13 protein-coding genes and 1 pseudogene are annotated in these 13,461 nt (G+C 71.0%); 6 read left to right on the top strand and 8 right to left on the bottom strand.

The features are described from left to right. Together HFP15_RS35640 and HFP15_RS35635 are read left to right on the top strand one after the other, a co-directional pair. On the top strand, nt 1-757 hold a 757-nt coding region (locus HFP15_RS35640), incomplete at its 5' end, for an Hsp70 family protein (protein WP_168521798.1). Then, the gene (locus tag HFP15_RS35635; protein WP_168521796.1) at nt 754-2,976 is read left to right on the top strand and encodes a helix-turn-helix transcriptional regulator; all 2,223 of its coding nucleotides are present in this window, start codon (nt 754-756) and stop codon (nt 2,974-2,976) included. The genes HFP15_RS35640 and HFP15_RS35635, both read left to right, overlap by 4 nt. On the opposite strand, the gene HFP15_RS43175 is transcribed toward HFP15_RS35635, so the two are convergent. Then, entirely contained in the window at nt 2,961-3,281 is a 321-nt protein-coding gene (locus HFP15_RS43175) for a L,D-transpeptidase (protein ID WP_312871906.1), read from the bottom strand. The genes HFP15_RS35635 and HFP15_RS43175 overlap by 16 nt on opposite strands. Here HFP15_RS43175 and HFP15_RS43170 point away from each other — a divergent pair. The 3 genes from HFP15_RS43170 (at nt 3,274) to HFP15_RS35620 (ending at nt 6,308) form a co-directional block, all read left to right on the top strand. Then, nucleotides 3,274-3,612 (top strand): hypothetical protein, encoded by a 339-nt coding sequence (locus HFP15_RS43170; RefSeq protein ID WP_246272338.1) that lies wholly within the window; start codon nt 3,274-3,276, stop codon nt 3,610-3,612. The two genes, HFP15_RS43175 and HFP15_RS43170, sit on opposite strands and share 8 nt — an antisense overlap. A 30-nt stretch (nt 3,613-3,642) precedes the next feature. Continuing rightward, a complete protein-coding gene (locus HFP15_RS44050; protein ID WP_168521792.1) occupies nt 3,643-5,400 on the top strand; it encodes a rhodanese-like domain-containing protein in 1,758 nt (585 codons plus the stop codon). Nucleotides 5,401-5,702: 302 nt separating this feature from the next. Beyond that, nucleotides 5,703-6,308 carry a hypothetical protein gene (locus HFP15_RS35620; RefSeq protein ID WP_168521790.1) on the top strand — a complete coding sequence of 202 codons (606 nt, stop codon included), beginning with the start codon at nt 5,703-5,705 and terminating at the stop codon, nt 6,306-6,308. A gap of 1 nt (nt 6,309) precedes the next feature. On the opposite strand, the gene HFP15_RS35615 is transcribed toward HFP15_RS35620, so the two are convergent. The 3 genes from HFP15_RS35615 to HFP15_RS35605 form a co-directional block, all read right to left on the bottom strand. Then, nucleotides 6,310-6,990, bottom strand: coding sequence for a DUF1345 domain-containing protein (locus HFP15_RS35615; protein ID WP_168521788.1), 681 nt, complete (start codon nt 6,988-6,990; stop codon nt 6,310-6,312). A 19-nt stretch (nt 6,991-7,009) separates the two neighbouring features. Continuing rightward, on the bottom strand, nt 7,010-7,414 hold the full coding sequence (locus HFP15_RS35610) for an SsgA family sporulation/cell division regulator (RefSeq protein WP_168521786.1): 405 nt from the start codon (nt 7,412-7,414) through the stop codon (nt 7,010-7,012). A 150-nt stretch (nt 7,415-7,564) separates the two neighbouring features. Further along, on the bottom strand, nt 7,565-8,050 hold the full coding sequence (locus tag HFP15_RS35605) for an Lrp/AsnC family transcriptional regulator (RefSeq protein ID WP_210718300.1): 486 nt from the start codon (nt 8,048-8,050) through the stop codon (nt 7,565-7,567). A 128-nt stretch (nt 8,051-8,178) separates the two neighbouring features. Here HFP15_RS35605 and HFP15_RS35600 point away from each other — a divergent pair, with 128 nt between their 5' ends. Continuing rightward, nucleotides 8,179-9,177 (top strand): beta-ketoacyl-ACP synthase III, encoded by a 999-nt coding sequence (locus tag HFP15_RS35600; RefSeq protein ID WP_168521782.1) that lies wholly within the window; start codon nt 8,179-8,181, stop codon nt 9,175-9,177. On the opposite strand, the gene HFP15_RS35595 is transcribed toward HFP15_RS35600, so the two are convergent. From HFP15_RS35595 to ligD (HFP15_RS35580), 4 genes and pseudogenes are all read right to left on the bottom strand, one after another. Beyond that, nucleotides 9,174-10,646 carry an adenylate/guanylate cyclase domain-containing protein gene (locus HFP15_RS35595; RefSeq protein WP_168521780.1) on the bottom strand — a complete coding sequence of 491 codons (1,473 nt, stop codon included), beginning with the start codon at nt 10,644-10,646 and terminating at the stop codon, nt 9,174-9,176. The genes HFP15_RS35600 and HFP15_RS35595 overlap by 4 nt on opposite strands. Before the next feature lie 25 nt (nt 10,647-10,671). Continuing rightward, nucleotides 10,672-11,617, bottom strand: a pseudogene (gene ku / locus HFP15_RS35590) (non-homologous end joining protein Ku). Further along, nucleotides 11,617-12,501 carry a non-homologous end-joining DNA ligase gene (ligD, locus tag HFP15_RS35585; protein WP_312871905.1) on the bottom strand — a complete coding sequence of 295 codons (885 nt, stop codon included), beginning with the start codon at nt 12,499-12,501 and terminating at the stop codon, nt 11,617-11,619. Before ligD (HFP15_RS35585) ends, ku begins: the two are co-directional and overlap by 1 nt. Continuing rightward, the gene (ligD, locus tag HFP15_RS35580; RefSeq protein ID WP_210718299.1) at nt 12,498-13,445 is read right to left on the bottom strand and encodes a non-homologous end-joining DNA ligase; all 948 of its coding nucleotides are present in this window, start codon (nt 13,443-13,445) and stop codon (nt 12,498-12,500) included. Before ligD (HFP15_RS35580) ends, ligD (HFP15_RS35585) begins: the two co-directional genes overlap by 4 nt. Between the last annotated feature and the right edge of the window lie 16 nt (nt 13,446-13,461).

Here is a 13,461-nt window from a genome sequence, read left to right as displayed (position 1 = left end):
CCTAACCCACCCACCCGGCTGGGGTACCTACCGCCGCCGCGTTCTGCACGAGGCGCTGCACGACGCCGGCCTGCCGAACGTGCTCCTGCTGCCCAGCCCGGTCGCGGCGGCGGAAAGCCAGCTCGTGCGCGAACGCATCGAACCGGGCACCACGCTGGCCGTGTGCCGGCTCGGCGGCGAGCACGTCGACACCGCCCTCCTGCGCCGCGGCGCCAGCACGTTCGAGATGCTCGCCCACGCCGAACAGCCCGCGCCCGAATTCGACGATCTGCTCGCCGACCGCTGCGAGGGCGATCTCACCCAGCTCAAGGAACTGCTGTCCACCTCGGCGGACTTCGACGCGCCCGTCACCCGCACCGAGTTCGAACGCCTCATCCACCCCTACGTCCACACCACGCTCACCCAGCTCACGCGGTACGAACAGCTCGACGCCGTCCTGCTCGCCGGCGGCCACGCCCGCATCCCGCTGGTCGCGGAGGTCGCGGCCGAACTCGTGGACTGCCGGATCATCACCGATCCCGACGCCGGCACGGCGGCCGCGCGCGGTGCCGCACTGGCCGCGCGCCCCGCGGCGGAGGCCTCGCCGGAGTCGACCGCGCTCGTGCCGCGCGTCACCGGCTATCCCGAGCTCGACCCGGACGAGGTCTACGATGCCGAACCCGCACCCCCACGACCTCCGGTCGTGATCACCCCACTGGAACCACCGCGCCGCCGGTTCGTGCCGGCGCGGCGCTCCCGTAGCGAGGACACCGAGTGATCCTGCTGGACGAGCCCACCGAACGCGTGTGCGCCGCCATCGTTTCCGGCGAGCTGGCGCCCGTGCGGCTCGCGATGGTCGCGCCCGGTGGCTACGGCAAGACCACCGTGCTCGACCACCTCGCGGGGGCCGACGTGCGGCTGGTCGACGACGCGCATCTGCTCGGCGACGAGGACCTCGCCGCGATCCTGCGACACCTCGACGACGAGCAGGCCGGCCTGGTCATCGCCGCGCGCCCGTATCCGCGGCCGGTCAAGCTGAACGAGGTGCTGGGGCGGCTGCGCGGCCAGATCGTGCTGCGCCCGTTCGACCGCGCGCGCACCGAGCGTTTCCGCGGGCGCGAGTCCGCCGCGGTGCAGGCACAGACCGGCGGGGTGCCCGGTCTCGTGCGCGCGGCCGACGACCTGACGCTGCTGCGGCACGAACTGGACCGAGCCAGCGAGGACGTCCTGCGTTTCCTGCTCGCCGCCGAGGCCGGCGCCGGACCGGACCTGGCAGGCACGGCGATCGAGGCCGCGCACGCCACGGGTCTGCTCGCGGCCGACGGCACGCTCCTGCCCGTCGCGGCCCGCGCGTTGCGGGAACTGATCCCGCACGACCGGCAGATCGCGTTGCGGCGCCAGCTCGTGGAACGCCAGCTCGAACGGGGCGGCCCGGTCCTGCGCCTGGTGCTTCCGCTGCTCGGCGCGGGCCTGACCGGCGACGGGATCGCGGCGGCCTTCGAGGCGGCGGCCGCCGAGGCCGAGCCGGCGACCGCGCTCGAACTGTACGAGGCCGCCGTACGAGCGGGACGCCCGGTGAGCGCGCGCTGGGCGGAAGCGGCCGTGCGCCATGGGGATTTCGACACCGCGCTCCGGCTGGCCGACCAGGTCATCGCCGCCGAGTCCGCACCGGATCGCGGCGAGGCGGCCCGGATCGCGGGCATCGCCCTGGCACATCGCGGTCAGCTGGCGCGCAGCGCGGAGTTGTTCCAGTGGTCGGACAACGGCGACGGCAACTGCTTCGCCGCGATCGGTTTCTACGGCACCGGGCAGGCGACGCAGGCACGGCAGGCGCTGGAGAAGTGCTCGGCCGGCGGCCCGCCGACGCTGCTCGCCGGTGCCGTTTCCGCGGCCGCCAAAGGGATCGCCGAATCCGTAACGGACCAGCCCGCGGTCGCGCTGGCCACACTGGTGCGCTCGGCGGAGATGCTCGAACCGGTGTCCGCGAGCGCGCTGCTGCCCGACAGCCCCGCCGCGCTGGGCGCGCTCGTGGCGCTGCACAGCGGCGAGGCCGCGATCGCCGAACCGCTGCTGGCCCGCGCGGTCGAAGCCGGTTCGCTGGTGGCACGGCACCGGCTGCTGCTCGCGTGGATCGCGATGGTGCGTGGCGAGGAAGAGACCGCCGCCACCAGGCTCGGCGAGGCCGGCGACGAGCTCGCGCCCCGCGACTGGTTGTTCGCGGTCGGCCTGCGGGTCGGACTCGCGCGCCGGGCGAGTGACCTGGCGGCACTGCGCCGGATCTGGGGGCAGGCACGGGAGGCCGTCGTCCGGCATCCGGTCGACCTGTTCACTTTCCTGCCGTTCGGGGAGTTCGAGGTCGCCGCCGCCCGGCTCGGCGAACGAGCCCGGCTCGCCCCGCATCTGCGGCAGGCGCGGCAGTTGCTGGCCGCGCTCGGCGACCCGCCGCTGTGGGCGACGGCGCTGCACTGGAGCGGGCTGCACGCGGCGATCCTCGACGAACAACCCGGCGAGGCCGCCGAGCACGCGGGCGCGCTGCGGGCCGCCGCGGAGGCCGGGCCGTACTTCGAGGTGATGGCACGGGCCGCCGAGTGCTGGCTGAAGGTGCTCGGCGGAGACGTGGATCCGATCGCGGTCGAGGACGCCGCGCGCGGCCTGCACGGCGCCGGGCTGTGCTGGGACGGGGCGCGGCTGGCCGGGCAGGCCGCGATCCGGACCTCGGACCGCAAGGCGATGGTGACCCTGCTCGACTGCGCGCGCGTGCTCCAAGGCCGGGAACCGTCGGTGACGCCGGGTCCCACGCGGCTGTCCGAGCGGGAACGGCAGGTCGCCGAGCTGGTGCTGGCCGGGTTGACCTACAAGCAGATCGGCGACCGGCTGTTCATCTCCGCCAAGACGGTCGAGCACCACATGGCGCGCATGCGGCAGCGGATCGGCGCGGGCAGCCGCAGCGAGCTACTCGCCGAACTGCGCGTGGAACTGGATCAGGGCACGACCTGAACGGCCTCGCCCACGCTGAGCGAGTTGAAGAACTTCTGCGCCGCAGCGCTGGACAGGTGCACGCAGCCGTGCGACTGGGCGGCGAGGCTGCCGGAGTGGAACGCGACGCCGGTGTTGGTGAAGAACACCGAGTTGGGCATCGGCGCGTTGTTGAACTCCTTGCTGTAGTGCATCTTCTCCTTGTACTGCACGCTGAAGCGGCCGACCGGAGTCGGATGTCCCTTGCGCCCGGTGGTGACCGGCACCGGCCCGTACACCACCTTGCCGCCGCTGATCAGCCACGCCTTCTTCGCGGAGATGTCCACGCACGCGCCCTCGGTGATCGAACAGGGCGTGCCGGTGTCCGCGGGCGCAGCGGTGGTGCTCGCCGGCTTCTTCGTGGTCGTGGTCGACCGGCTGGTGCTGGGCGGGGTGGTCGTGGTGCTCGGCGGCGCCGTCGTGGTCGTGGTGGTCGGCGCCGCTTCGCTGCTCGACGCCGGGGTGCTCGCCAACGCCGCGGCCTGGACGTTCGCCCCACCGCCGCCGGACGAGCAGCCCGCGAGCGCGGCCGCCGCGACGGCACCGGTCAACACCAGCCAGATCTTGTTCACGCCGGTATTGACGTCGTGCGGGCGCCGAAGGTTCGCTCCGCGATGATCACGATCTTGTTGCTGCAAGGATGGGGGCATGCGGTATGTCGTCATCGGTGCGGGGGCGGTCGGTTCGACCGTGGCCGCGCAGCTGCAGCTGGCCGGAATCCCGACGGTTCTCATCGCACGCGGCGAGCACGCCGCGGCGATCCGCGAGCGTGGGCTGCGATACCGGCGTCCCGGCGGCGAGCAGGTGGTGCGAATCCCGGTCGCGACGAGTTCCGCCGAGGTCGAGCTGACCGAGGACGACGTGCTGGTGCTCGCGACGAAAACCCAGCACACCGAGGACGTGCTGCGGGAATGGTCGTGGCGGCCGGCAGGCAACGGCGTCGCGGCCGATCTGCCGGTGGTCAGCCTGCAGAACGGGCTGGAGAACGAACGCGCGGCGCTGCGGCGCTTCCGCACCGTGTTCGGCGCGGCGATCTGGCAGCCGTGCGCCTACCTGGAGCCGGGCGAGGTCAGCGCCGAGGGTGTGGAGAAGCCCGGGCTGTTCTGGCTCGGCCGGTATCCGAGCGGCGGCGATCCGCGGCTTACGGCGATCGCGGCGGACTTCCGTGCCGCGGACTTCGCGGTGCAGGAGGTGCCCGATCTGCCGCGCTGGAAGGCGGGCAAGCTGCTGGGCAACCTCGGCAACGCGGTGCGGGCCCTGTTCGGTGCGGACAACCGGTTCGCCGCGCTGGCGCGGGCCGAGGCGCTGCGCGTGTTCCGCGCGGCGGGGCTGACCGCGGCGAACCTCCTCGAAGAGTCCGAAGTAGACGTTTCCATGGTGGTGTCGGTGCTGCGCGGCCAGGGGTCGACGTGGCAGAGCCTGGCGCGCGGCGCCGGATCGGTCGAAGGGGACTTCCTCAACGGCGAGATCGTGCTGCTCGGCCGACTGCACGGGGTGCCGACCCCGGTCAACGAGGCGTTGCAGCGCAGGCTCGCGATCGCCGCCGCCCGCGGCGAGAAGCCGGGTAGCGCCCGCGTCGAGGAACTGCAGCTGCCGGTGCTGGTCGGCGCCGGGGAACTGGCGCGGGAACTGGCCTCGGCGGAACCGCCGGTACTGCTCGACGTGCGCTGGGCCCTCGGCGATCCGCACGGGCACCAGCACTACCTCGACGGCCACATCCCCGGCGCCGTCTACGTGGACCTGGACACCGAACTGGCGGCGCCGCCCGTGCCGACCGAGGGCCGCCATCCGATGCCCGATCTGGACGCGTTGCAGGCGGCGGCCCGTCGGTGGGGGATCCGCGAGGGTTCGTCGGTCGTGGTCTACGACAACACCGGCAACACCGCGGCGGCCCGCGCGTGGTGGTTGCTGCGCTGGGCGGGCCTGACGGACGTCCGGTTGCTCGACGGCGGTCTCGGTGCCTGGCAGGCAGGGCTGGAAGCCGGGCCCGGACCCGAAGTCGCACCCGGTGACGTGACGTTGACACCGGGCAACCTGCCGACGCTGACGATCGACGAGGCGGGCGACTTCCCCGGCGGCGGCGTGCTGCTCGACGCGCGGGCGGGCGAGCGGTATCGCGGTGAACAGGAGCCGGTGGACCCGCGCGCCGGGCACATCCCCGGTGCCGTGAGCGCGCCGACCTCGGAAAACCTCGCGGCCGACGGCCGGTTCCGGTCTCGTGCGGAGCTGGCCGCCCGGTTCCGCGCCCTGGGCGCCGCGGACCGTCCGGTCGGCGTCTACTGCGGATCCGGGGTCACGGCGGCGCACGAGATCGCGGCCCTCGCCGTGGCCGGGATCAACGCCGCGCTGTACCCGGGTTCGTGGTCGCAATGGTCGAATCATCCGGCCCGTCCGGTGGAGAACTGACGGCGGGAAATGCCTCGCCACCGAGGAATTCGCATTTGGTCCTTTGTGGAGTGGCTGCGGATGCCGGGTGAAATTGACGGCCATTCCCGAATGGAAGTACGTCAATCAGCCACGGTGGTTACCCTGCGCACGAACTCCCCGACCTGCATCACCCGATAGAGTCAATTTATCCCGCGACCGTGGAAAGTGAGACTCTCTCGCCATCGTTTCAGGGGTCGCCCTGGTAGTTTCGGCCGGGCGTCGGGGGCGGCAATACAACGTCGTGTGTGCGTTCGGGTGAATGGGTTTTTCTGGAGGGTTTGATGACGCGCACGATCCTGCACGGCAGGTCGAGCGATCTCCTGTCCGAGGTGCGGATCGCCGACCGGACGGGCATCGTCGCGGCGAGCGCGCCGCCCGCCGCCGAACCGGACGACGTCACCGAGGCCCTGCCCGTCCCGTTCTTCGAGTTGCCACCGCTGCCCGCGAAACCGCGCCGCGTCCGGCGGACCGTGCTGTTCACCTGCGCCGCGGCTCTGTTCCTGGTGGTCGGCTGGATCGGCGGCGGCACGTTCGGCCAGAGCGATCCCGTTCCCGCGGCCGCGTCGGCGCCCGCGCCCGATCGGGACGACCTGCCGGGAGGTGCCGGCGGCCCGGCGACCACGTCGGTCCCGAGCGCGCCGCCCGCGCCCGCGGCCCCCGCGCCGGTGGACAAGACGGTGACGGCGACCAAACGCGTCACGGTGCGGCCGCAGGCTCCCGTGTCGAGCGACAACGCCGCCCAGGCGCGCAGCGAATCGGTCGCGCCGAGCACCGCGGCCCCGGCCAACCCGATCGACGCCGTCAACCAGCAGGTCCAGCAGGCGCTGGACCTCTGGGCACAGGTGAACACCGCGCACCGCGACAGCACGCCGCGACTGGGGCGCTAGTTCAGGGCTTCAACGCTCCTACCGCCCACGCGACGACCAGCAGCGCGATCATCAGCGAGATCGCGGACTGGAGCATCATCGTCAGCTTCGCCCAGCGGCGTAACGGCATGACGTCGGTGGGGCTGAAGGCGGTGGCGTTGGTGAACGAGAGATACAGATAGTCCGGATACGTCGGCTCCCAGTCCTTCGGCGCCAGCTCGGGGTTCGACATCTGGGGGAACATCAGGTCCGGATACTCGGCGCCACCGGACGCTCGCTGTCCGGGACCGCCGCGGTCGAACTCCCAGTACCACAGGGAGAACACGACGATGTTCGTCCAGTACACGATCGCGGCGCTCAGCAGCACCGAGCCGGGCCGGTTCGTGATCGAACCGTCGATGATGCCGGAGACCAGCCCGACGGCGGACGCGCCGTTGGCGACGCTCACCACCGCCACCACCCCGAGCGCCACCGTGCGGTCGACCGGCGTGCGTCTGCTGACCCGGCCGGGATTGATCAGCATCAGCGCCACCACGAGCAGCGCCGTCACGGCCGGCAGCAGCCACCATGGCCGCAGCACCAGTTCGTCCGGCAGGAGCACCTGCAGTGCGACGGTGCCGACGACGACCGCGACCGCGGGCCAGCGGTGTTCGCCGGGGGTGGGTCCTCGCCACGCCGGAACCGGCGTCTCGTCCGCGTGCACGGACCAAACGTAGTACGGATCAGACGTTGGTGATTTCGGCGATGAACGCGTCCACGTCGAAGTGCTCGCTCTCGCTGCCGATCGGCACCACCGCGGCGGCGGCGTCGAGGAACCGCTCGACGTCCTCGCGCTCGATCTCGACCAGCGCGTACCCGTCCGGGGACTCGATCTCCAGGATCAGGATGTCCTCGTCGGCGGCCAGGTCAGGGCGCACACGCACGTCGCCGAGACCGGCCGGCTCGGCCAGGCCGGTCACGAGCAGGTCACGTGCGAACGTCCACTCGACCCAGCGGCCGCGCTCCGTGCGGAAGGCGATGTTCACGGCGAACGGCTCGGTGCCCACATAGGACAGTCGAGACAGGACTGGGGCGCCGGACCCGTTGAGGGTCACGAACTGGCTCTGGTTGACGGCATCGGTGTTCACGTGCCACTCCTCGCGGTCTTGGTTCGCGGGGGCGAACGGTTCGGACAGCCAGGAGATGGTGTAGCTACTCAACGATGATGCGCGGACGCCGACTTTCACGCGATCGGCTGCAAATGTCGGAAAACCTGTAACGCAGTGCGCCACTGGTTGTTAGTCCCCGTGCAGCGGGACGCTCAGGCCGACCTTGACCCGGTCCATGACGACGCTGGTCGTGAAGTGCCGTACCTCACCGTTGTCGAAGAACATACGCCGCGTGAACTCCTCGAACTCCGTCATGTCCCGGCAGGCCACGACCAGCACGAAGTCAGCCGTTCCGGTGACGTAGTAGCACTGCTGTACGGCGGGGTCGCCGAGCACCTGTTTGCGGAAGGCGTCGAGCACCTCGATCCGCTCGCGCTCCATCTCGACCATCACGACGAAGGTCATGTGCACGCCGACCGACTTCGGCTCGACGACCGCGACCTCGCGCGCGATGACGCCGGTCTCCCGCAGCCGTTTGATCCGGCGCTGCACGGCCGCGGCGGAAAGGCCGATCTGGGCGCCGATCGACTCCGCGATCGTGCGGGAGTCTTCCTGCAACTTGCTGAGAATGGCGCGGTCGAGGTAATCCAGGTCGGCGGCGGGCACGTCAGGCATCCTATCCGGGGAACCGTCGCCGTAAGGGCGGATTACCTACCAGGGAGTCATGGTCCTTATGGGGGCAATGGAAGTGACCTGGAACACAACTGACCGGTCTACTAAGGGGTAGCCCCTACAACCGATGCATGAGAAAGGGGCACTCCGCGGTTCTCGCCGGGCTCGGTGCCTGGCTCCCGCCGCGAGTGGTGGACAACCAAGAGCTCTCCCGGCGCCTGGACACCTCCGACGAATGGATCCGCACCCGCACCGGCATCCGGGAGCGGCGCATCGCCGACCCCGATGTGTCCACAGTGGACATGGCTGTGCACGCGGGCGGAAACGCGTTGCGCAGCGCGGATTCCGACGAGGTGGACGCGCTCGTGCTGGCCACCGCGACCCCGGACCATCTGTGCCCCGCCAGCGCGCCGAGGGTGGCGTCCGAACTCGGCCTCAGCGGTATCGCCGCGTTCGACGTGAACGCGGTGTGCAGTGGTTTCGTCTACGCCCTCGCGACCGCGAGCGGGCTCATCGCGGCGGGCGCCGCGAACCGGGTGCTGGTCATCGGCGCGGACGTGTTCAGCCGGATGTGCGATCCGGACGACCGCGCGACCTACCCGATCTTCGGGGACGGTGCCGGTGCCGTGGTGCTGCGTGCGGGTGAGGCGGACGAGCCCGGCGCGATCGGCCCGTTCGACCTGCACAGCGCGGGCGACCTGGCGGAGCTGCTGATCGTCCCGGCCGGTGGCGCGAAACAGCGCGTCGCCGCCGAGCCGCACGACTACTTCGTGACCATGCAGGGCACGGCGGTGTTCCGGCACGCGGTCGCACGGATGGCGGAATCGGCCCGCACCGTGCTGGGCGAGCTGGGACTGGCGGTCGGCGACGTGGACCGCTTCGTCGGGCACCAGGCCAACATCCGCATCCTGCACGGCGCCGCCAAGCAGCTCGGCCTGCCCGAGGAGCGCGTGGTCGCCAACATCGGCTCGGTCGGCAACACCAGCGCGGCCTCGATCCCGCTCGCACTGGCCGACGCCTGCGACGACGGCGACCTCCGCCCGGGGCACCGCGTGCTGCTGGCCGCCTTCGGAGCGGGCCTCACCTGGGGCTCGACGGTGCTGACCTGGCCGGACGTCAAACCGGGCTAGGCCCGCCACGTCACGGTCGGAACGCGGCGGCCGCGCAGGCGGATCTTGCGGTGCTCGGTCCACAGCTCGCGCTCGCCCGGCGCGGCTCCCACCAGGACGGCGTCGCTGGCCAGTATCCGGCCGGGCACCTTCTTCGCGTGCTCGGTCAGCCGCGACGCCTCGTTGACCGCGTCGCCGATGACCGTGTACTCCAGCCGGCTGCGGGCCCCCAGCTGCCCGGCGAACACCGGACCCCACGCGACCCCGATGCCCAGGTCCAGCTCACCGGTCTCGCGCACCGCATCGCGGATCGCGCGTGCCGCCGACAGTGCCGCGGTCGCCGGATCGGCCAGCCGGGTGGGCGCGCCGAACACGCACAGCGCCGCGTCGCCCTGGAACTTGTTCACCAGCCCGCCCCGCGCGTCGACCGCCTGCACGACGCTCGCGAACAGGCGGTTGAGCTTGCGCACCAGCTCCTCGGGCGGCAGCTGGTAGGCCAGCGCCGTCGAGTCGACCACGTCCACGAACAGCGCGGCGGCCTCGCGCACATCGCCGGAAAGGGAGACGCCGTGCTCCAGCGCGTGCGTCGCGACATCGGCCCCGACGTGCCTGCCGAACAGGTCGCGCATCCGGTCCCGCTCCCGCAGCCCGGCCACCATGCTGTTCACCGACACCTGTAGCTGCCCGATCTCACTCGCGTCGTCGACCAGTACCCGCACGTCGGTGCGCCCGCGCGCGACCTGGTCGAGCGCGAGCCGCAGCCGGTGCAGCGGCGCGGCGACGGCGTGTGAGAGCAGCGCGCTGGCGATCCCGCCGGACAGCAACCCCATGATCGCGAGCATGATCAGGCTCGCGGTGTTGTCGGCGTGCCCGAGGTCGGGCGGCGCGGCCACGACCAGCACGCCGAGCAGCGGCACCCCGGAGGCGACGCCCCAGCTGATCGCCAGCCTCGTGCGCACGGTGACCGTGGTGCCGCGTTCCGGCGGGCGGACCTCCAGTGCGCGGGTCAGGATCGGCCTGCCGACCCACTCCGCCGCGAGGTAGACCAGCCCGCAGGTGAGCAGCCCGCCGAGCCCGATGGTGAGCGCCACGCCGGTCATGTCCGCCCACGAGCCCAGCAGCGGCGCGATCCCGCCGAGCACGATCGTGCCGCCGAGCCACAGCATCCCGCTGATCACCGCCAGGTGCTGGGGCAGGCGCAGTGCCCGCTCGGCCTCGGCCTGTGTCGGCTTGCGTCCGGCGATGAACCACAGGCCGGTCCTGCGGTGCAGCACGGCCGTCCACACCGTGCCGACGGCGATCGAGACCGCGACGTAGACACCCGCGCACGCGACGAAGATCCAGGCGCGCCCGTCCATGTCGGCGGGCAGCCCCTGCAACGCCAGCAGCAGTGCCACGGCACCGGCGCCGAGCACGCTCGAGGCGAATCCGAGCACCCCGAAACCCAGCCCGGTGCGCAGCACCACCCGAAGCCCGGTCACCCGAATCACGGGTTGATCGTATTGCGCCGGCCGTTCAGGAGGCGCGCTTGTTCGCCGTTGCGACGGCTTTCTCCAGCTCGGCGCGTGCCATCTTCGAGCGGCCCTTGATGTCCAGCTCGCGTGCCATCCGGTCCAGTTCGGTCTTGGACAGCTCGGAAAGGTCGGGTGCCTTCTTCCGGGATTTCCGGCCGCCACCGGACTTGCGGCTTTCGACACTGCGGGACAGCGCGTCGAACAGGTCGACCACCTTCGTCGGTTCCGAGGGCGGCGCCTCGACCGACACCTTCCGCCCCGCCTTCTTGTCGTCGATGAGCTTGAGCACGCGCTCGTTGTACGTGTCGTGGTAGGCGTCGGGCCGCCAGTCCTCGGTCATGGAGTCGATCAGGCTCACCGCCATGTCGAGCTCCTTGCCGCGCGGCTCGGCCTTGTCCGGCAGCTTCTTCAGCTCCTTGGCCGGGTCGCGCAGGTCCTCGCCGAACATCAGGATGTCGAGGATGATCACGTTGTCCTCGCCTGCGCGGATGGCGGCGATGTGTTCCTTACCGCGCATGACGAAGCGCGCGATCCCGGCCTTGTTCGTGCGCTCCATGGCCCGCACCAGCAGCCCGTACGCACGCCCGAACTCCTCTTTCGACGGTGCCGAGCCAGTAGCTCTTCTGGAAGTAGACGGGATCGATGTCGTCCAGCTCCACGAACGCCTCGATGTCGATCGAACGGGAGCGCCCCGGCGCGATCTCGTCCAGTTCGTCCTGCTCGACCAGCACGTACTCGCCGTCGCCGAGGTCGTAGCCCTTCACGATGTCGTCGAAGTCGACCTCCTTGCCGGTGCGCTCGTTCACGCGGCGGTACCGTATCCGGTCCGACGTGCCGCGTTCGAACTGCCGGAAGTGCACCGTGTGGTCCTCGGTCGCGCTGTAGAGCTCCACGGGCACCGTCACGAGCCCGAAGTTGATCGCTCCGCTCCAGATCGCTCGCGCCATCACGCGCCTCCTAGCTGCCGCAACGCCTTCTCCGCCGAGCCGGCCGCCGCGTGCAGGTCCTGCCACGGATCGGACTTGCGGGCCAGCCTCCTGTCGATCCTGGCCGGATCGAACCCGTTCGGCACCGCGCGGCCCAGCTCGGACCAGTCCAGCGGGGTGGCGACCGGTGCCCCGGGCCTCGCCCGCAGCGAATAGGGCGCGACGAACGTCTGCGCGTAGCCGTTGCGGTTGGTGTCCAGGAAAATCCGGTCGCCGCGTTTGTCCTTGCGTTGTTCGGTGGTCAGCCGCCGCGGATCGCGTTGCGCCAGCACGTCCGCGACCCCGCGTGCGAGCGCGCGCACGGTTTCGTAGTCGGCGGAGCGATCCAGCGGCGTCACGATGTGGAAGCCGCGCCCGCCGGTGGCCTGCACGAACGCGGACAGGCCGAGGTCTTCGACGGTCTCGCGCGCCCGGCGAGCCACCTTCCGCAATTCCGCCACGCCGGTCCCCTCCGGTGGGTCGAGGTCGAGCACCATCAGGTCCGGTCGTTCCAGGTCATCCACAGTGGACAGCCAGACGTGGAACTCGATCGTCGCCTGGTTGGCCAGATACACCAGCGTGGCCTCGTCGTCGCAGACCACGTGGCGGACGTTGCCGCCGGCCCGCTGCGGGATCCGCTCGATCCGCAGCCAGTCCGGGAAATAGTCCGAAGCCTCCTTCTGGAACCAGCCTTCGCCGGAAATGCCGTCGGGAAAGCGGCGCAGCGTGAGCGGGCGCCCGCGCAGATGCGGAACCATGACCGGCGCGACCCGCCGGTAATGCTCGACCACGTCGCCCTTGGTCACGCCGTCGCCGGGGTAGAACACCTTGTCCGGCTTGGAAGTCCGGATCTCCTCGGGCTTCACGGCTGCTCCCGCACCACGTCGGCCGCCGGCTTGTCGTCGCGCAGTCCGGTGAAGCGCGGATGCCGCAGCTTGCCGTCGGTGGTCCACTCCGAGAACGCGACCTGCACCACGAGTTTCGGCTCCACCCAGCGCGCTCCGCGCTCGGGCACCGTCTCGGCGAACGGGGACCGATCGCGGCGCATTTCCCCCATCGTCGCCGACAGTTCCCGCAGCATGGCCTCGTTGTATCCGGTCCCGACCTTGCCCGCGTACCGCAGCTTCCCCCGGTCGTAGTAGCCCACCAGCAGCGCCCCGAACCCGTTACGCGAACCGCCGGGCAGGGTGTACCCGCCGACCACGAACTCCTGGTCCTTGACGCATTTGAACTTCAGCCAGTCGGGTGAGCGGCCCGGCCGGTACAGGCTGTCCGCGCGTTTGGCGATCAGCCCTTCCCAGCCGTGCGCGCACGCGTAGGCGAAGTACTCCTCGCCGTCGGCGTTGCGGTGCTGTGAGTACCGCAGCGGGTCCTCCCAGTCGAAAGCCTTGCGCAGCAACTGTTTCCGCTGCCGGAGCGGCAACCGTCCGGCGTCGGCGTGATCGAACACCAGCAGGTCGAACAGGTAGTAGTAGACCCGTACGCCGGTGGCCTCGATGCGCTTGCGGTCGGTGAGGTGGATCCGCTGCTGCAGCCTGGCGAAGCTGGTCTGCTGGCCGTCGAACGCGACGATCTCGCCGTCGGCGACGAAATGGGTGCCGCCCTGCTCGGCGAGGGCCTCGACGATCTCGGGATAGGAGGCGCTGACGTCGTTGTGGTTGCGCGACCACAACGTGGGCGTGCCCCCGTTGCGCGAACAGATCGCGCGCACGCCGTCGAGCTTGCGCTCGAACAACCAGTTCTCACTGGAGAAGCGCCGCTGCGTCAGCGTCGCGAGCGTGGGCTCGCGCCAGCCAGGCTCGACCTCCATGATCATCGGAGTACCC

The sequence above is a fragment of the Amycolatopsis acididurans genome, assembly GCF_012328925.1.
Taxonomy (GTDB): domain Bacteria; phylum Actinomycetota; class Actinomycetes; order Mycobacteriales; family Pseudonocardiaceae; genus Amycolatopsis_E; species Amycolatopsis_E acididurans.
Note: the sequence above shows the minus strand (reverse complement) of the source record. Positions and strands in the feature narration are given on the sequence as shown.